The sequence below is a fragment of the Gottfriedia sp. ABJ_BB2_2 genome (assembly GCF_055484705.1).
Genome location: NZ_JBVFKR010000005.1, coordinates 301,551 through 322,029, shown reverse-complemented (window position 1 = coordinate 322,029; position 20,479 = coordinate 301,551). Strand labels below are relative to the sequence as shown.

Below are 20,479 nucleotides of genomic sequence, written 5' to 3'. Positions count from 1 at the left end.
TTTCAATCGCTATACCTGTGAATCAAATAGCTTTTCGCTTTTTTGCTGACCTTGTTTTGCAGTCGGTCCATAATTTGGTGGTGTTTGCTTTGGTTTCAAAGTAGATAACGACAAAGAAACAAACTGCATTGACTGATAAATCAGCTCTTGATTTAAGTAATTTCGGTCTCTTAATTCTTCCATTTTCACTTTTAATTCAGATTGAATGTTTAGAAGTTTCATAGCTTCTTCATCTGAAACAACGTTCAGACAATCTGAAAGAGTAGGGAGATCCCCACTCCATTCATGTCCACTTAAAACAGCGTAAACTGCTTCAATTCTTTTCTTCTCTAAAACATCAAGTGAAAGTAAATACTTAGACTCTTTATTAATAATTTCGTTTAAATTTGATATGTCATTTTTCTTAATAAAATCAGTTTTTTCAACTGATAATTGATGTAATTCTGTATATTCTTCTAATTGTTGTTGGAGTGTAGTAAGTAAAAAAGATGTATTCATGCCGATCCTTCTTCCTTCTAGTTGTTAGTTCTTGCTGAAATATTGAAGCATCTTCTCGGCTACAAGTGATGGTTGTACTTTGTAGGAGCCTTCTTCAATCTGCTTTTGTATTTGTTGAATACGCTCTTCGCGTTCTGACTTTAACTGAGCAGCTAATTGAAGATCTTTTGCCTGAGAGGAAATTTCTAATTTGTCTGAATTTTGTTGTTTCGGTTTGTCTTTTTCAATTTTATTTATCTGATTTTGATACATTTGAATTCGATCAATACCTGTAGAATTAACCTTCATTTTTTTCACCTCATTGTCAATCGTTTCATACCTCTTTACATCCTATTTCTTTTTATCATCTAAGAAATAAGTTGCTTTATCTCTTTTTCGTAACTCTTGGATTCTTCTTCTTTCTTCTTCGACTTTATATAAATCTTTTTTTAATCCAGTCGAACAGTCTGTGCATATCGATCCTTTTTGAATTAGTATTCCACATTTATCACATGGATATCCTAAATTTGGGAAACCAGTTACACGTAGTTTACCGTTTCGAATCCATTTCATAATTAATTCTTCCACTACCTCAGTAGCAGTTACAATTTCATCTATGGTTGCTTTTCGATTTTCACTTTTACGAATAAAACTGTAAACTGTGTCAAATTGTTTTGTTTCAGCCTTATAACAATTTTCACATACATCTCTTAAATTTGTTTTTACAAATATGCTATTACAAGTTGGGCAATTACGTAAATCTCCCATTCAATTCACCTCGTTTTTCGATGTATCATTCTTTATATCGGCAAACTGAATCATAAAATTAAGTCATTTTTCACATGACAAATTACCAATTTTTACGCACGAATTAAAGTGAGTGAAAATACCTCGCTAGCACCATTTTGTAACAAAACGATTGCAGCATCTCCGACTGTTTTCCCAGTTGTATAGACATCATCTAAAATTAATATCGGCACATTTTGAAATTTTTCCCCTCCGTAGAATGAAAAAATTTGTTCACGGTTCATTCGCTCAGTTCGATTTAACTTACTTTGCCTCTCAGTATGAATCCTCTTTAAACATTTCGTTAATGTGAACCCAGCAAGCTCCGCAAGCACTTCAACTTGGTTAAAACCTCTTTCTTGTAACCTTTCCTCACTAAGAGGTATAGGAACTATTATTTTAAACCGTTTAAAATACTTTTCATAGTATTCTTGCATATCTGTAATAAACATTGTTGCTAATGTAACATCACCGTAAAATTTATATCGGTTCATCCATATTTTCATCTCAGAATTGTAATGAAAAATCGAACGATTTGATGTCAATGCTTGTTGAAGATTACTTTCTAGAAGTTCCTTACATTGGGCACATATTCTTTGTTGTTCTGTAACCCTGCCGCACTTTTCACAAACAGATCCAACTATTTTTTCAAACTTAGCTAAGCATTGAATACAAGCAGTTTCTTTACGGTTGAAGAATAACTGATGTAGAGAAAATGTTTCTGTAAATTTGCAATCACAGTAAATACAAATCATTTTTTATCTAACCATCCTTTTTCAAATCCAAGTTGATTCATTTGCAATATTTGTTTTTTTGCTCGAACCATTTCTTCACTAATGCCATTATGAAAGAACATGATTTCTCCAGAGGGATAATCAATATGCCGTCCCGCTCTACCTGATATTTGGACTAGTGCACTTTCCGTAAAAATTTCTTCATCAGAACCTAGGACAGCTATCTGACTGTTCTTAATCGTCACACCACGCTCTAATATAGTTGTTGTAATTAAAACTCTGACTTCTCCATTTCGAAACGCATTGACTTTTTCATGTCTATGGGGATCTTGACTATGAACTGATGCTGTTTTAACCGTCAACATTTTTACAGCCTCTTCAACAGCTTTACTTACATCGATCGTTGGGATAAATAAAAAAATAGCTGGATTTTCTTTCAACATTCTCTGGAGCCATTTTACTAAGGGAGCTGGTAAAATATTGTTTTTTTGAATTGTTATTCGCCAATTACCAATCCACTGAAAGTTTGGAACTGGCAATGGCTGTCGATGATATCTAGCGGGGACCATAGCACACTCTATTTTATGCTTGAGCACCAAGTGCTGTTGTTTTGTTGAGGGGGTTGCTGTCAGTTGAATAGTCGAGCCGATTTGTGTTCTTGCTTCATTGGCTACCCAGTGCAGATGTTCTTCAATATTGTATGGAAAAGCATCAACTTCATCGATTATGAGGAGATGAAATGCATGTCTAAAATTCATTAATTGATGAACTGTACTAATTGTGATTCGATGCCCATCCCATTTTTCTTCACTTCCACCATAAAGGATAGCGATCGGTGTATTCGGAAAAGCTGTTTGAAATCTTTTCGCTAATTCTATTACAACGTCCACTCGAGGAGTTGCTATACAAACAAATTTCCCTTCTTGTAAGGCAACATCAATCGCTTCAAATAACATTTCTGTTTTTCCTGCTCCACATACTGCCCATAAAAGTAAATCTGTATTTCCCTTTACTGCTTCCAACACTTTAAGTGATGCTTCTTTTTGCTGCGGGGATAGTTTCCCTTCCCATTCTAAACCAGCTCTACTATCTCCCTTTTTTAAGTCAAATTCATTCACAATCAATTTGGAACAAGTTGTCATTTTCCCCATCACGATACATTTTCGACAGTATGTACACAATGAAGAGCATTTTGCACAATAATGACGATAAAAATAGTTTTGATTACGATTGCCACATCGAAAGCATTGATATGTCTTATTTTTTTGAACAGCTTGAATGATTTTACTCGTTGAAGGAATATCTTGAGGATTTAACATTTGAGGATAAGGAAGTTTTCTACCAATATATTGGTAATGAGAATTTTCTTGTTTCACTTTTTCGCCTTCTTTCTTAGAAATTAGTTGAAATGTAACATGCATTCGTAAATAGAAAAAGGTTAAGTATCAAATTTAATTTTTAAAATAAAAAAATGCCCCAATTACAGGGGCATTCCGAGTGTAACAAAGTCTGATTTTCAGACTGATTGAAGACTTTATACTACGTACCAGCCTAGTCCTAACGAACCTTCTCCAAGATGTGTTCCAATAACTGGTCCAAAATATGAAATGTCAATTTCTACATTTGGGTATTTTTCATGAAGCTGTTCAGCAATCTCTTTTGCATCTGCTTCACGGCTTGCGTGAATGACAACAGCTTTCATTTTTTCACCCTTTGAGGCAACCTCACCAAACAATTCAAAGATTCGTTTCATCGCTTTCTTTTCTGTACGTATTTTTTCAAAAGCAACGATTTGTTTATCTTCAAACGTTAGGACAGGTTTCACCTGGAGTAGACTACCAACAAATGCTTGTGCACTTGATAGACGTCCCCCTCTTTGTAGATGCCCTAAATCACTTACCATGAAATATGCATTTATTGATTTTTTCATTTCATCCAATCGCTCAACAATTTCAGTTGGTCCTGCACCTTTAGACGCCATTTGTGCAGCTTCGATTACATAAAAACCTTGTACCATGCAGCTAATTTCAGAATCATAAGCTACTACTTTTAAGTTATCAAACATTGAACCAGCAGATACAAAGCTTTGGTATGTACCACTAATCCCGCTTGATAAGCTGATTGCTACAACTGCGTCATATTCTTTTGAAAGCTGTTCAAATTTATCAATAACCTCACCGTAAGCTGGTTGAGAAGTTTTTGGTAACTCTTCTTGTTCTCGAACTTTTAAGAAAAATTGTTCTGCTGTAATCTCAACTTCTTCTTGATAAGATGCATCACCAAAAATAACGTTTAGAGGAAGCATATGAATATATAAAGAATCCCTCACGTCCCGAGGTATATACGCCGTACTATCAGTAACGATTGCAGTTCTCATTGTTATGTCCTTTCTTGCGAATAGTAATCTAGCAACTATGTATTTAATAGTTTCATTTTACACAATTTAATATGTAAAATCATTGTAATTTATTCTCTTTACTATGAGTCATTTCGACAACTCACTTTATCCGAAGTACCTATTATACTTTAACACGATAAATGTTGAAAACAAAAACAGAGTACCTTTACGATACTCTGCTTTACTATTTTCTTATACGACTATTTCACTTCAACCCATGAGTTGCGGATTGCTGTTACTACAGCATGTGTACGATCATTTACTTCTAACTTCTGTAAAATGTTACTTACGTGGTTTTTTACAGTTTTTTCACTAATAAATAATGCTTCTCCAATTGCTCGATTACTTTTTCCATCAGCTAACATTTGAAGAACTTCGCATTCTCTTCTTGTAAGTAAATGTAATGGTCGACGAACCTCTACCTCACGTGATTTGAATAATTGCTCTTTTAAAGATAGACGACGGAATTCTTCAACTAAGTTATGTGTAATTTTCGGGTGTAAGTAGCATCCACCTTTTGTCACAACTTTAATTGCTTCAATAAGCGTATCTGAATCCATCTCTTTTAATAAATAACCTCTAGCCCCTACTTTAAGAACATGAGTTACGTATGATTCATCATCATGAATTGAAAGAATGATTACTTTAGCATCAGGGTATTTTTCTAATAAAGCTTTTGTTGCTGTTACACCATTCATATTTGGCATGTTGATGTCGATAATAAATACATCTACTTGATGATCGTCCATAATTGCGACAACCTCAGTACCATCTGAACCTTCTGCAACAACGTCAAAACTTTCTTCAAAATCTAGAATTCTTTTAATTCCTTCACGAAATAGTTTATGATCATCCACTATGGCGATTCTAGTTTTCATTTTATTACTCCTCTGCTAATTATTCTAGTTTGCTTATATGGTAATTTGGTAATTATTTCTAAAATATAGTATATTTTAACATATATTTACAAATTTTTCGACTTAAATCTGCAAATGTCTAATCTGATAATTTACTTTTAGAAATTTTCAGACGTTTCTTCTTATACTTCTATCTTTTGTTCGGCATCTATTTCAATTTCTAAAGTAATACGAATCGTTGTACCAAAATTTAATTTTGAGTCGATTTTAAAATCACCATTTAGCAGTTCCACTCGTTCTTTCATGCCGACTAAACCAAATGAATTCTCTTTTTCACCATTTTCAATATTAAAACCAACTCCATCATCTCTTACTAACACATTAATTTTATTTCTTAAAAATTCTACTTTTACAATGATGGTTGATGGGTTCGCATGTTTACAAGCATTTTGAACCGCTTCTTGGATTAATCTGAAAATAGCCACTTCTAATTTGGTATCCAGTCTTCTTTCAGCATTATTACCGCTATAATCGAACTGAATTGAAATATGGTTATAGTCTTCAAGAGACTTCAAATATTTACTTAAAGTTGGTATTAATCCTAAATCATCTAAAGCCATTGGACGGAGATCATAGATAATTCGTCTTACTTCACCTAGAGCACTACGTACTTGCTCCTTCATATCCTTTAATTCTTTAATCGCATCTTCTTCCGGTCTTTGGCGATAGGTTTTAATTAAAAAGTCAGATCTCATTAATATATTGGCTAACATTTGAGCAGGACCATCATGAATCTCACGAGAAAGCTTTAAGCGCTCTTCTTCCTGCGCTTGGATCAACTGAAAACCAAACGCTTGCTTTTGTTTTGCATCTTCAAGCATTTGACTAACTTGTTGGAAGTCTGTTTTTAAATAGTTTAAGATAATTGAAATACGTGCTACTAATAACTCCGCTCTTCTTAACTGTTCAAGTAAAGTTTGTAATCTGCGCTCCAACTCGTTTCGGCGATGGATCAACACTTTTTCTTCTTTTAACGAAAGAATGTGTTGCTCTTGAATATTTTGAGCCATTTCATAAGCGTCTTTTACTTGTGACTCTGTATATCTCTTAAAATCTCCATCTACTTCCATTAGCTTTTGCCTTGCAGCTCTTACAAGTGAATCTAATCGTGCAGTGTTCTCAATTTTTTCTACTACTTGTACTTTTACTTCTTCAAGTTCAATTCTCAATCTCTCGTATTCTGACCGAGTGTCTTCAACAATATCAAACACTTGTGACTTACTATCAATAACAGTTGTTATCATATTATTCATAACTTCATCTAGTGTTTGCTTGTCCATTTTTCTTGTTGTCATTTACAAATCCCCCATTAGCCAAAACATTGAGCCCTGCTAATTTATGTATATGTATTCATTATAATTCAATTTTTAATATAATTGTACAAAAATTTAAACTAAACAAAAATTTAAATATATTTTGATTATACTTTATTCTCAGTTACCTAACATTGTTATTTTATAATAAGTTTTAAAAAATACAAGGTTTAGCGTGTCATTTTTAACAAAAGATTAACAAAGGTTACAATAGCATTACAATGACAAGTGCAAAAAGGACCAGATTCTCAAAAAGAACCTGGTCCTAATATCACTTATTCATTTGTATTCTCTGATGAACTACTGTCATCAACTGAATTATTTGGAGAAGGTTTATCCAAATCTAGGTGAACTCGGAATTTACTTGATACTTCATTGATATTATCTTCGTAAGGAACATAGTAATAGATCCCATTGATTGTATCATCGTACCCTTCAATTTTTAACGTTTCGAAGTCTTGGTCATTAATGTTTGGTAAGTGTTTCGCTAATGAAATCCCACCAGAAATTTTCATATTCGTACTAATGTTATCACTAAACACCTTCGCATAATCATCCATTTTAACGATTGTTTCAGGTGATTTTATTTCACTTAAAATCGATTTAATTACTTGTTGCTGACGCTCCTCACGGCCAAAGTCTCCGCGTGGATCACGCTTACGCATACGAGAGTACGCTAAAGCTTCTTGTCCATTTAAATGCATCGTTCCTTTTTCAAAATAAAGCTTCTGACGTGGATTCGTATCTGTGTATTCCCAGAAATCAAATGGAACTTCAACATCAATACCACCAACAGCATCAACGATGTTTTTAAACCCTTTAAAATCAACCGTTACATAATAGTCGATTGGAACATTTAAGAAATCCTCAACTGTCTCAACAGTTAGTTGTAATCCACCATATGAATAAGCGTGATTGATCTTCGTTTTTTCACTATAACCAGGAATACTCACATATGTATCACGTGGAATACTCATCGTTTTAATCGTTTCTTCTTTCGGATTAAAGGTAGCAAGAATCATTGAGTCTGTACGTCCACCTTTACCTCCAGTAGAATAATTTTCTATACCTAAAAATATTATTGAGATTGGATCCTTTGAAATTTTCACTTCACCATCACGTAATTTTGAAAGGATTTGTTCACCTTTTGTAGCTTTATTTAATTCAAGATATGTTTTAACTCCTTGATATCCAATAAACGCTAATGCAGCAATTAAAATTAATAAAAATAATCTACCTATAAAGCTTTTTTTACGTTTTCTTCTTTTTTTGGCCATTTTTCGAGACTGATTCATCTTACGAATAGACCTCCTTTAACGATAATATAAATAAATGATATGGATAAAAGTCATATAATGTCATAATTGATCAAAATGTGAAAACTTCTACATGTATTTAACAATACTTTCTGATATATCGCAACTCCCATTCGTGATTTCAACCATCCACTCGTTAAAAGTATTCACTTCATTTATCTTAATCCAAAGCTCAAACTCAACTTCTTCAAGGTGATTTACTTTTTCTAAATGATAATTTGAGTTGCGCAGGGCATGTTCAACTTTTCCTAATAGTTTATAGCTTACTTTTATATTAATAACCTTTACTAAAGTACGTTCTACAATTCCAACTTCGTTTAAGCCTTCACTAACCGACTGACCATAAGCTCTAATTAATCCACCAGCACCCAGTTTTTTACCACCAAAATATCTCGTTACAACTACAACTGTATCCTTTAATCCACGTTTCTTTAAGACCTCTAGCATTGGTACTCCAGCTGTTCCACTAGGTTCACCATCATCACTTGCCTTTTGGATTTCATCTTTCTCACCAATTAAGTAGGCAGAACAATTATGATTTGCATCCGAATGTTTTTTCTTAATTTCTAAAATAAATTGTTGAGCATCTTGTTCACTCTTTGCTTCATTTATATAACAAATAAATCTAGATTTTTCGATTTCAATTTCATGACTACCAAAGCCACTGACAGTAAAATAATTCGGTAGCATATAACACCAAACCTTTCAAATTATCCTCGTAAAAGAGATAGATATTTCCAAATCATAAGCATACTTCATTATATTACTACAATTATTGATTCCCTTCCTTAAAAAACACTAATAATCGACAAATCTTAGTATTTACTGACAAGGTTTGATACAGTAACATAATAGTAAGAAGATTCTAAAAAATATTTGAAGGGAGATATATAAAAAAAGTAAAATGATGAAATCTAGATTTAAAAAAATGGTTTTTACACAGTTGCGTAAGTATTGTTTTATAACGATCCTATTTTGTTTATGTTTTATTGATTATCCACTTCCATCCAAAGCAAGTCCTTTAGAAAATGAAACGTCAATAGCTAGTAAGCAAATACAAGAAGTTCCTTTAGCTAATTGGGATATTTTATTTACCAATAATGGGAACACAATAAAATCTTCGACTATAACGACTGCTGCATCTCCAATCAAATTTACTTATCCTAAATTTGATCAGTCACAATTAAACAATTTGAAATCCATTCGATCTACAACAACTGCAAAGATCCATAGTGGAAAATATTATGTATCGGGAGAGTTTCAAGGAAAATTAGAAATTTATATCAATAACAAACTAATCCTTCAAGATGAAGCCTTATTAGCTTCAAAGAAAATGAAGAAATCAATATTGATTACAGAGCTTTTAAACAAATCCACATCACGTGATACCCACACAGTTCAATTAGTTCATTCAAATGTTCAAAGCATTCCTACCTTAAACTTCACACTAAAACCGATACAACAACCTGTTAATTTAAACGAAAAGGATATTTCTTATAATTGGGGATACTACTCTCCAATTGGTCATTCGTTCGACTTTTTCAAACTAAATTTCATTCATTCAAGTATGTACAAACAAGGTGATTATTTTGCATCTCTTTATACAGATGATTCTGCAAGTATATTTTTCGATGAACAAAAAATTTTAGAATCAAATCCAACAAGTACTAATATGCTTAATAATGCAGTTATTGAAAATGTATCTGTTGGAGAACATATTGTTAAAACGGACTATGCTGACTCAAACGGTGGTGAAGCCGCTATCCACACTGCAATAACACCATTTTCTAATTGGGTAGCTTATTATTTTAACAATACAAGCTCTACAGGATTACCGGTAAGTAAACAAATCATTACAAGTCAAAGTCCAAATATACTATTAAAGGCTAATAATGAGAGCAGTAGTACAATTCCAGGTGTTGTTGCCAAAAATTATTATAGTGCTAGATATATTACATATAAAAGATTGCCGGCAGGAACTTATCATCTTGAATATAAATCAGGTGAAGGGGTTGGCGTTTGGCTGGATGGTAAACAAATTGTATATGAATGGAAAGATGGCAGGAAACCATTAAGAAAGCTCTCATTTAATGTGAGTGATCATACGCTTTATTCAAATTCAAAGGATGTACATCAAATTACCGTTCGTACTTATAATCGAAAAAACCCACAAGACTTATTTGTATCTTTAAAACCATCTCTTGAAAGTCCAGATACACAAATCAAAACGATTGTAATTGATCCTGGTCATGGAGGTAAGGATACTGGTGCGATTGGAATAGGTGGATTAAAGGAAAAGGATGTTGTATTAGATGTTAGTAAGCGCGTAGAGACTTTATTTAATGATTTGACCCCTTACAATCTTTATTTAACTAGAACAAAGGACATTTTTATCCCTTTGGATCAGCGTCCATCTCTTGCGATTTCCAAAAAAGCTCATGCATTTGTGAGCATTCATGCTAACGCTGGTAGCGCTTCTGCAAGTGGTCTTGAAACATACTATTACGGTATAAAGTCATCGTCTATCAACCAAAAAACTCAGAGTGGACCAATGACAAATTATCCTACTTTCTTTTCAAAAGAAAGCTCAATCACATCAGTACTTGAACCAACAGCTTCTAAAACAAACCCATATATTACAGATAGTAAAACATTAGCAATTTTTATCCAAAAGCGAATGGTAGCATCATATCAATTACCAGATCGCGGTGCTAAGCACGGTAATTTCCAAGTTATTCGTTCAAACAATTTACCTGCAGTTTTAACAGAATTAGGGTTCATTACCAATAAAAATGATGCTAGTAAATTAAGCTCTCCATATTGGAGACAAATTGCTGCTGAAGCGATTTACATGGGCATTTTAGACTTTTTCGAATCAAAAGGTAGCGATGTGTCAAGCTATAGACTTTACTAGAAATTTCATCATTTATGTATGATTTACATTATTGTATGTAAAGATAGTAATACTATCCAAAAAGTCGACATGCAACAATTTCTATAAAATGACATGCCGAGTACTACAGTTAATGGGCACACTATGGCTGTAAGGTACCCTTGTGTTAGCTTTTTTGAGGCATAGTAATAAAGTTGTAACAGAAAAACAATTGATTTTTTTCTGTTAACCTATATAATTGGTATGATGTTAAATAAATGTGACGTTATACATTAGGACAGGTTGCACAAACTTGCAAAAGATGGCCTAAATTATTAACTGGGGTGTTTATATGGCCTTACAGAATACTCAGCAAAAACTTGAAACAGGTTATTCATTTCAAGTATTTGAATCCATTAAAAGAAAAAGTATTGTTTATTCATTTATAAAAAGATCAATGGATCTAATCCTTGCATTAATGGCATTTATCATTACTGCTCCATTCGTTTTGTTCTTTATCGCGTTAATTAAAATTGATTCACCAGGACCTGCTCTTTTTATTCAAGAGCGAGTAGGATTAAATGGGAAAATATTTAAAATTTACAAATTAAGAACGATGCGATTAGATGCAGAAGTAAATGGTCCACAATGGGCAAGTACAGATGATCCTCGCATCACTAAACTAGGTCACTTTCTAAGAAAAACACGTATTGATGAACTACCTCAATTTGTGAACGTTATCCGTGGTGATATGAGTCTTGTTGGACCTAGACCGGAACGAGCTTTCTTTTTAGTGAAATTTAATCACGAAGTACCTGGATTCACTAATCGTTTAGCTGTTAAACCTGGTCTAACAGGTTGGGCACAAGTGAATGGTGGATATGAATTAACACCAAAAGAAAAATTAGATTTAGATTTATACTATATCGAACACCAATCAATATTGTTAGACATTAGAATTATGTTTAAAACAATTAAAGTCGTTTTAACTGGCGAAGGTGCGAGATAGTTAAAAGAGTATAATTTTTAAAATTGACATGATTAGACAAAAAGAGAGCATACATGCTCTCTTTTTATTTTGTCCAAAATATGTTTTCCACAATTCTCATTCATTTTTCCACAGTTATACACATTCTGTGGATAAAAAGAACTGTTTATCCACAGACAAATTGTTTATAAGTATGTAAAGTGTTAACAAGTTGATCATTCTCTTATTAAGAGAACTAGTTCAGTCCTGGTTATACAAATCCAATGATAGTTCTAACGTCATGTTTACTTCAGATTATTTTGACGAATTTTCTTACGTTTTAAGCAAATAAACTACATTAGACCTATCCACTGTTATCATTACTTATCCACTTTAATTATCCACATTTTTATCCACATATCCATCATCATTAGATTTACAGTTTCCTTTTCATTGTTTCTATCCCCACATTGGCATAAAACTCAAACTCTATTATGACAATCATTAAAAAAAATTATTTCATAAAAGTATAACGGCTCTATCAAATAATTTAGTATAATTAAGTCTACTAATTCTTAATATTAGAAAAAAATTGAAATGAGGGGTATGTTTGAGAAAAATCCTAAAGTACACTACTGCTTTTACACTTGCAGCTAGTTTACTTTCAACAAACTCAATCTATGCATCTACAAAAAAGGAACCATTTAAAGCAAACTTCGTTAAAAAAAGTGCTCCACTACCTTTTTTAAGTAACAAAAACGAAACTAGTGAAACAACATACGTCGTTAAATATAAAAGTACTGTTTCTTCATCTGTACATAAAAGTGCAGGAATGAATATTGTTAAGTCATTCCCATCACTTGGGTATGATATCGTGAAGATTCAAAATGGCAAAAAACTATCTACTGCTCTATCAGTCTATAATAAATACGAAAATGTTACGTCTGTTTCACCAAGTGTGCAATACAAAGCTATGTCAACTACTGCTAATCCAAAAGAAAGTGAAGCTTATCATTTAGCTCAGCTTAAAATTTCTTCTGCTCAAAAGCTAGTAGCGAAGAAGCCTATTACTGTAGCAGTTATTGACCAAGGTGTGGATACGAAGCATCCTGACTTAGCAGGTAGAATTCAAGGCTCTTACAATGTAGTGAATCCCGCTAATGTTGGCGCTAGAGAATATCATGGTACACATGTCGCTGGTATTATTGCTGCTACAAAGGATAATAAATTAGGTGCATATGGTGTAAATCCGAATGCCAAAATTCTAGCTGTAAATGTATTTGATGGAAATGAGTTTGTATCAGATTATACAATTTCAGAGGGAATACTATACGCAGTATCTAAAGGCGCTAAAGTCATTAACATGAGTCTTGGTGGATCAATGTACAGCCAATTACTTGATGATACAATCCAATATGCAGTTAGCAAAGGTGTAATTGTCGTTGCTGCCGCTGGAAATAGCGGAATTAATGAATATAGCTATCCTGCATCATATGATGGTGTTATTTCAGTCGGTGCTTCTACAGATCAACGCAAGCTAGCTTCATTTTCTACTTTTGGACCTGGTGTAGACGTTGTTGCTCCTGGGGAGTTTATTTATAGTACGATTTATGATCCAACACTTGGTAGCACATATTACTATTTAAGTGGGACTTCAATGGCAACTCCAATTGTTAGTGGAATTGCATCTCTATTAAAAACAAAATATCCAAATCTATCATCTTATGATGTAGAGCAAATATTAGAAGAAACTGCTACTGACCGTGGCACAACTGGTTATGATATTAAGTACGGATATGGCTTAGTCGATCCTGTAAAAGCATTATCTTATAATATGAAGAATTTAGTTTCTTATAAAAAAACGTCTGATGCTGGAATTTTATCAAGTGCATCAACTGTTACTTTAACAGGAAGTGATGTAGCTACATTTAACGGTTCAATTACAAAACCACATCAAACTAATCGCTATAAAGTAAATGTTAAGAGTGGCGATGCGATTGGACTAACTTTAAAAATGGCAAATGATTATGATGATCAGCTTTCACTACGTTTTTATGAAGGCACAAGTACAAAATCGTCAAAACCAATCGTAATTGATGAAGTACTTGCTGGAAAAAATGAAGGAACAGTTTATGAAGCTGCCAAAGACGGTACGCTAGTTATTGAAGTAAGTGATAAAAACGCTAGATATAGTCTTCAAGGTAAATCTACTTTTACGTTAGGCATTAAGCAAAAAACGAATGCGAATGAAGATACTGCTACAAAAACGAATCCATTACCTGTTACACAGTTACCTTTCAATACAGATAACTTATCACTTCAATTATTTAATAAAGGTGTAACGGGCACTAAATATCTTGCATTCCAACCAACTGAAGATCAATCAGTCTTAATGGGTCTAGGTGCAATTCCTGGTGTAAACAGCTCGATTAATGTATATGAAAAATCAGCTTGGGATGATTATGTTGCATCGTCAGCTACAGTACAACCATTACCTTTATATTCAATCGATAATAATGGAAAAAGCGATGGAGAAAAAGCAGCCTATTCATTTTCAAAAGATACAGCTTATGTAATTGAATTATCAAGTGCACCAAGTACTGTATTTACATTACCAAAGTATGATGAGCAACCTGATTCGGCTGTTCCATATACAGGTTCATTAGAAAATGTTCATTTCACAATGTCTAATTTATCACTTCCTACTGATGAAGATGGATTAACAAATAGTGTAAATGTTGATGATTCAAACTTCTTAACTCAAAATGTTGGTTTCGTCGACTCTAGTGATATAGGACAAATAGTAGAAAATGCTCGTACGATTAGTCAAAATGCATCTCAGACTGCATATATTCAATCAGATAACGATGCTGATTGGTATAAATTCACAACTACGAAAAATCAATTTGTACAATTAAATTTAAATGCGAAAAAAGAACAGCAATTAACTGCTTCTTTATATGCATATAACGCAGAAAAGAAAGTATTTGAGTATATCTCATCATCAAATAACTATTTCTCAGATTCTAATTATAATGAGAATAATCAAGACATTTTTACTGGACTTGATAATGGTGTAACGTATTATGTTCGCGTTTCATCATTTAATGGTGTAACTGATTTATCTTATAAATTATCATTAAAACCACATGGTGAAGTTGCAGATGATGATTTCGAACCAAACAATAGCTTTGAAACTGCACGTTCAATTAAGAGCTATAATGAACTAACTGGAAACTTCTCATCATCTAATGATGTAGATTATTACTACTTTAAAAATACGAGTACAAGTACATTATTAAAAGGCTTCGAATTCATGGCATTCCCTCTTTCTGAAGACGAATCGGGGACAATACCAAAAGTATTAACGGAAGATTTACCAATTAATATCACTGTCTATGAAGATTCAAATGGCAACAAAAAATTAGACGGAACGGAACAAGAAAAAGGTAATTTCTATCAAAACTATGGTGACTTTACAAAAGGTTCATTCCAAGCAAAACCAAACCGCGGTTACTTTATAGAAGTAGCAAATGCATACAGCGATATTCCAAACATCCATGAATACGGATTCCGCTTCTACTCAATGACAAGAGTTGATGAAGATGCTAAAGCAAAATATCGCAATGGTTTACCATCTGTTATGCTTCCGCTAAAATATGCAGGATCTAGCACATATGCAGGTTACGGCTATTTAAATGCAAATGTAGCAAATGGTGATAAAGATTTCTTTAGATTTGTGAACGATAAAGCACGTACGGTTTCATTCACATTAGACATGCCAGCTCCTGGCATGAATGGAAAACTATCGATTTATGATAGCAAAGGAAAACGTCTTGCAACCTTTGACCGCTACACATTTAATGATGCTGAAGTTGGACAAATTTCTCTGAAAAAAGGTAATTATTACTTTAAAGTAGAAGAAGCAAACGGTGTTGCTGACTTCGATCAGTATCAATTATTAATTAAAAAGCAGTAATATAGAAAAAGAGAAGGTAAAATTCCTTCTCTTTTTTTGTTATCTCCATTAGTTATGCTTCATAACAAAAAAACGCGATGTAAAGTGATCAATCACTTTTACATCGCATTCTCATTTTATAAGACTTTTACTGCTTTTGCTTTACTTTTATTACCTGCTTTATCCTTTACGTAAACCTTTAATACAGTCGATTTTTTCTGTGCTTTTATATTTACAGAAAACGTTCCACTTGAGTTAACTTTTGCTGTTCCGATACGTGTAGTACTTCTATAAATTTCAACTGTTGCATATTTTTCTGCTTTTCCAGTAACCTTTGTTGTTTTACTCGTTACTTTATTAACAGTTGCTAAAGCTGGTATCGTCTTATCTACAGCAAACTTAATCGTTGTTGTATTATTTGCTGAATCTTTTACGATTAAAGTGTAGTTACCTGATTTTGTGACACTACCTCCATTTGAAAAAGCCTTGCCATTTAAAGTTGCTGTACCTTCGTTAAAACGAATTGTAACGGTATTACGATAATATTTTCCAGATGTCACACCACTTACAACTGGATTTTCTTTATAAATATAGGGAGAAGCTACATATCCTTTTAATTTGCCATCAACTGTTCTAACTGGAATCCAAACAAATTGATTTTTAACACTTGTTAAATCATACTTCATTTCACCATTCACGATGACTGGTGTATGATTCGTAAATTGCTTAAGGCTAGATGGTGTGCTAGTTGGGGTTGGTCTTAAGTTTACTTTATTTCCAGTTACCAATACCTTCTGATTCATTTTATAAAAATAAGCTGATTGATGAAGTTTATTTGTTAAAGTGTATTCTAACTTTAAAAATTTAATATTTTCATCGCTCGTTGGAACATAATCAAAGTCAGTTGTCTTAAATGGATAACGTGCTAATGTCGTCTCATTTATGAAGCTTTGCTCTTCGATGATTCTAAACACTCGCTCTTGATAAGCACCACTATTGCTTAGCCCTGAGTCTTGAAAAAGTGGACTATTCACCGGTTTCATTCCATTATAAGCCATTACTGAGAAGTACCAGTTTTCAATGATATGACGATTTGCACCTTTTATTTTTGGTAGTGTTTTTAAACTGTATTTGCTGTTTAGTATGTTAACACCAATTTGAATATTATAAGCAATATCGTTTTTTAATTTTTCTGTGTCATAGCCACCATCTGTCACTTGCATGATTCCGATTCCATTATCGTCAGAAATAAGTGGTTTGCCATCTACAAATTGTTTCCAACCTGATTCTTTCCAAGCAACTGCTTTTACTACTTCCGGTGGAATATCTGCATTGATTGCAGCATTCGTTAATAAGCAATTAATATGCTGAAATGAAGGATTTACATTTTGTTTTATTTCTCCTAACTTAGAACATTTTGTAGACCATGATGTATCAACAGATGCTGTTTCAGCAGAGGCTGTTCCATTAAATAGACTAACGGTTAAAGCTGATAATATACCTACTTTTAGTAAGAATGATTTCATGACACTTTCTCCAATCTATTAAAATAGTAAACAATATGAAAATTTTACCATATTTTTTAGTTTTTAAGTTTCCAATTTTAATAGTATCATGTAATTTTTATTTCTTCACTAAAAATAGAGGGATAAAGATTCTAAATAGTTCTAATGAAATCTATCTGATATTGGGGCGATTTCCACTTCAGGATGCTCGCTTTCCGTGGGGCGGGCGCTGAGCCTCCTCGGCGCATTCGCTTCTGTGGGGTCTCAGCTGTCCCACATCTCCCACAGGAGTCGAGCATCCTTCCGTTCCAATCTTTTTCTTTTTTATCGTTTTATTAAAAATATTGAAACATTTATACTTTTATAGAGCTATCGAGTGATATTAAATAATGATTAAATGCTAAATCTTTTTAGTTTTATACTCGATTTATTGTGTGATACGTTGATTTCCACCTCTGAATACCACTTTGCGTGGAACAGCTACTAAGCCTCCTCATCGTATTCAAGTCTGTTGTGTCTCATCTGTCCCATATATCCTACAGGAGTCGAACATCCTTCCGTTCCAATCTCTCTTTATTTAAAGTTCAATGAAATTACGAGTAATCTTTTAGTCAGAAGTTCTACTTAAATAATGCTGAAATCAAATAAAAATCGAGTACAAAATCTATGTGATTTCATACTCGACTTTTATTTTTTTAATTTCTCTAGGTATTAGATCTACTTAGTAGATTGTTAACACCCTATATCTTTATTTCAATTCTTGCGCCACATAACTAGTTGAGATCCAACCCATCATTCCGTTACCAATTTGGACTTTGTACCAGCTTTTTGTGTAGTCCATTTCTAGACTTCCATTTGGTAACGTCACAATGTTTACATAGTCATTTAGATTAAACTGAGCAATAATATTATTGCCTGAAGTTGTTGGAGATGATCGAACATTTAGTCCATCAATTAGGATTCTGCCAAGATTTTTAACAGATACATATCTACCATACACATCAAATTTTATCGAGTTTGTCCAATAGACAGTATCGTCAACCATTAATTTAACCCAGTAGTCGTTCGTTTTTTCTAATAGGATGAAGCTTGTTCCTGTTGTGATTGCTTTTACTTTTGTTATATCCCCTTTATTGGCAAATAAGTTTAGACTACTATCTGCTACTGCTTGTATACCGACTGGGAATACATCACTGCCCTCAGGTTTTACTGGAGCTGTAGGAATCGTTGTGTTAATTTGAGCTGATTTATAGTAGTTCTTATCATAAGGAAGAATTTTCTCCATATGCTGTGAGATTGCTTTTCCCCAGTTTGAGTCACTAGCATAATAAAAATTCATACCTTCACTTTTAGCGTCAATTCTTTTCCCATTTGCATCTTTTGTCGTATATCCAAGATACGCACCATTATACTTCCAGTTATTTGGATTCAAATATGTCGTTTTCATTTCACGAGCAATATAGGCAATATTCTCTTTAACTGAACTAAATTTGTATGAAGCAATATACGCAGTGGCATCATAAGATCCAAATCCAAATAAATTTGATTTCCCTAAAGAGATCGCTGATGTTCCATATCCACTTTCATGGATTGCGTGAGCAGCTAAGTAAAGTGCATTTACACCGTATTGTTTACCAGCATCAATAAATAATTGCCCTTGTCCTGTTAACACACTTTTCTTACCTTTTAAGTTTACGTAAGCAGCAATATAATCATTAATCTGCTTTGCCGTTACAGATGATTGAGTTCGTAAATCAACAAACTGATAAGTATCTCGATTGATTCCTGGGTCAGTTGTTACTTCTTTTAAATACGCACCAGATACAAATCCAGTTTGACCATTATAAGTAACTTTGTACCAGTTATTTGAAGCCTTATGTGTCGCAACCACTGTCGCTGATTTTGGAATAACTGTAAGAATATCAGATGATGCATCATATGAAGCTCTTAAATTTAATTCAGCTGTTGTTGTAAAATTCTTATCTGGAATATCTGTTACTGTAACACCATCATTTTTAATAAAATCACTTATATTGATATAACCAGTTTGGCCATTGTAAGTAACGCTATACCAATTACCGATTTTTTTACTAGAAGCCACTACAGTATTTATAGGAACTGTAACTAGCTTTTTAAACTCGCTTCCGAACGATTCGTATACATATGTTTCTTTTGTAGCTTTATAATTTGTATTTGTAAAAGTTGAGAATGTATTTGCGGTTACATCTACACTATTAATATAGTAATCTTGTCCATTATAAAAAATGCGGTACCATACTTTCCCTAATTGATCAGTTGCTTTTTGTGTAGAAGCAAATCCGTTATTTCCTTCAATAGAGGCTACTTCCTGAGTGTCTCCAGGAGCTGTATAGTATTTTGTAAGGTTTTTTGTGAAGTAGTAAGTCGTAGGTGTCGTTTCATATTTCACTTCATTGATGTTGTTTGTAAAATCAGCAATATTGATATACCCTTTTTTGCCACCATAAGATACGTAATAAAAATGTCCGATTTTTTTACTTGTTGAGATAATTGTGTTTTTTGGTATACTTACAAGTTTCGAGAAAATTGTACCGTAATATTGATATACATATGTGTCTTTCGTTGCTTTATACTTTGTATTCGTAAATGTTGTAAACGTGTTATTAACAACATCAGTATTTCTTATGTACAAGTATTTCCCTTTATAATAAACACGGTACCAAGTTTGACCGCTACTATTTAGTACCACTTGTGTGCTACTAAATCCATTATTACTAGCGACCGAGTAAACTTCTTTTTTCTTTGTGTCGGGAGTCGAGTAAAGCTTGGCTGTTTTATTCGTAAAATAATACTTCGTAGGCTGAATTGTATACTTATTATATTCCTTTAAATATGTACCATCTACCCAACCAGTTTTAGTTATATTTTTCCCTTTATATTTGTACGTATAAGAAACTTTATACCATTTATCTTGTTTTAACGTAACTGTTAAAATTGCACCCTTTGGTATCGTAATAAGCTTTTTATAATTCGTACCTGGTTTTTCTCTTAATACTAGGTTGGAAGTATTTTGGAACTTTCCATTCATTTTTTCAATCGTACTACTTGCCTCTGTTGTTTCGATTCCCATTGTAGGAAAAGGAATGCTAGAAGTGCCCACTAGTATACCCGCTGACACCATTAGTGCTTTACTAATATTTTTCATGTAATCACTCTCCCTTTCTCCAACCGTCATTAAGAAATAAAAGCCTTTTACT

At 33.1% G+C, this 20,479-nt stretch carries 15 protein-coding genes; 3 read left to right on the top strand and 12 right to left on the bottom strand.

Annotation, left to right across the window (positions count from 1 at the left end):
• Positions 1-9: 9 nt before the first annotated feature.
• The 10 genes from ACX6U0_RS13975 to ACX6U0_RS13930 all read right to left on the bottom strand — a co-directional run bounded on the left by ACX6U0_RS13975 (position 10) and on the right by ACX6U0_RS13930 (position 8,631).
• Positions 10-498 carry a flagellar protein FlgN gene (locus tag ACX6U0_RS13975; RefSeq protein WP_464960513.1) on the bottom strand — a complete coding sequence of 163 codons (489 nt, stop codon included), beginning with the start codon at positions 496-498 and terminating at the stop codon, positions 10-12.
• A 24-nt stretch (positions 499-522) separates the two neighbouring features.
• The gene (flgM, locus tag ACX6U0_RS13970; protein ID WP_464960512.1) at positions 523-786 is read right to left on the bottom strand and encodes a flagellar biosynthesis anti-sigma factor FlgM; all 264 of its coding nucleotides are present in this window, start codon (positions 784-786) and stop codon (positions 523-525) included.
• Between the two features lie 42 nt (positions 787-828).
• On the bottom strand, positions 829-1,245 hold the full coding sequence (locus tag ACX6U0_RS13965) for a TIGR03826 family flagellar region protein (RefSeq protein ID WP_464960511.1): 417 nt from the start codon (positions 1,243-1,245) through the stop codon (positions 829-831).
• Positions 1,246-1,337: 92 nt separating this feature from the next.
• Positions 1,338-2,018, bottom strand: coding sequence for a ComF family protein (locus tag ACX6U0_RS13960; RefSeq protein ID WP_464960510.1), 681 nt, complete (start codon positions 2,016-2,018; stop codon positions 1,338-1,340).
• Positions 2,015-3,373, bottom strand: a complete 1,359-nt coding sequence (locus ACX6U0_RS13955; RefSeq protein ID WP_464960509.1) for an ATP-dependent helicase ComFA — start codon at positions 3,371-3,373, stop codon at positions 2,015-2,017. The genes ACX6U0_RS13960 and ACX6U0_RS13955 overlap by 4 nt, the downstream gene beginning before the upstream one ends.
• Positions 3,374-3,531: 158 nt before the next feature.
• Positions 3,532-4,374: a DegV family protein gene (locus tag ACX6U0_RS13950; protein ID WP_464960508.1), complete on the bottom strand. Its 843-nt coding sequence runs from the start codon at positions 4,372-4,374 to the stop codon at positions 3,532-3,534.
• A 221-nt stretch (positions 4,375-4,595) separates the two neighbouring features.
• Complete coding sequence (locus tag ACX6U0_RS13945; protein WP_464960507.1) at positions 4,596-5,273, bottom strand: response regulator; 678 nt, start codon at positions 5,271-5,273, stop codon at positions 4,596-4,598.
• 161 nt (positions 5,274-5,434) lie between these two features.
• On the bottom strand, positions 5,435-6,607 hold the full coding sequence (locus tag ACX6U0_RS13940; RefSeq protein ID WP_464960506.1) for a sensor histidine kinase: 1,173 nt from the start codon (positions 6,605-6,607) through the stop codon (positions 5,435-5,437).
• A gap of 293 nt (positions 6,608-6,900) precedes the next feature.
• On the bottom strand, positions 6,901-7,920 hold the full coding sequence (locus ACX6U0_RS13935) for an LCP family protein (protein WP_464960505.1): 1,020 nt from the start codon (positions 7,918-7,920) through the stop codon (positions 6,901-6,903).
• Between the two features lie 90 nt (positions 7,921-8,010).
• On the bottom strand, positions 8,011-8,631 hold the full coding sequence (locus ACX6U0_RS13930; RefSeq protein ID WP_464960504.1) for a YigZ family protein: 621 nt from the start codon (positions 8,629-8,631) through the stop codon (positions 8,011-8,013).
• 217 nt (positions 8,632-8,848) lie between these two features.
• Between ACX6U0_RS13930 and ACX6U0_RS13925 the strand changes: the two genes are divergently transcribed.
• The 3 genes from ACX6U0_RS13925 to ACX6U0_RS13915 all read left to right on the top strand — a co-directional run bounded on the left by ACX6U0_RS13925 (position 8,849) and on the right by ACX6U0_RS13915 (position 15,759).
• On the top strand, positions 8,849-10,855 hold the full coding sequence (locus ACX6U0_RS13925; protein ID WP_464960503.1) for an N-acetylmuramoyl-L-alanine amidase: 2,007 nt from the start codon (positions 8,849-8,851) through the stop codon (positions 10,853-10,855).
• Positions 10,856-11,165: 310 nt separating this feature from the next.
• Positions 11,166-11,822, top strand: coding sequence for a sugar transferase (locus ACX6U0_RS13920; RefSeq protein ID WP_464960502.1), 657 nt, complete (start codon positions 11,166-11,168; stop codon positions 11,820-11,822).
• 568 nt (positions 11,823-12,390) lie between these two features.
• Positions 12,391-15,759 carry a S8 family peptidase gene (locus ACX6U0_RS13915; protein WP_464960501.1) on the top strand — a complete coding sequence of 1,123 codons (3,369 nt, stop codon included), beginning with the start codon at positions 12,391-12,393 and terminating at the stop codon, positions 15,757-15,759.
• Positions 15,760-15,875: 116 nt separating this feature from the next.
• Here the strand turns inward: ACX6U0_RS13915 and ACX6U0_RS13910 are convergent, their stop codons facing one another.
• Positions 15,876-17,264 carry an Ig-like domain-containing protein gene (locus ACX6U0_RS13910; RefSeq protein WP_464960500.1) on the bottom strand — a complete coding sequence of 463 codons (1,389 nt, stop codon included), beginning with the start codon at positions 17,262-17,264 and terminating at the stop codon, positions 15,876-15,878.
• Positions 17,265-17,991: 727 nt separating this feature from the next.
• Entirely contained in the window at positions 17,992-20,427 is a 2,436-nt protein-coding gene (locus ACX6U0_RS13905; RefSeq protein WP_464960499.1) for an SH3 domain-containing protein, read from the bottom strand.
• Between the last annotated feature and the right edge of the window lie 52 nt (positions 20,428-20,479).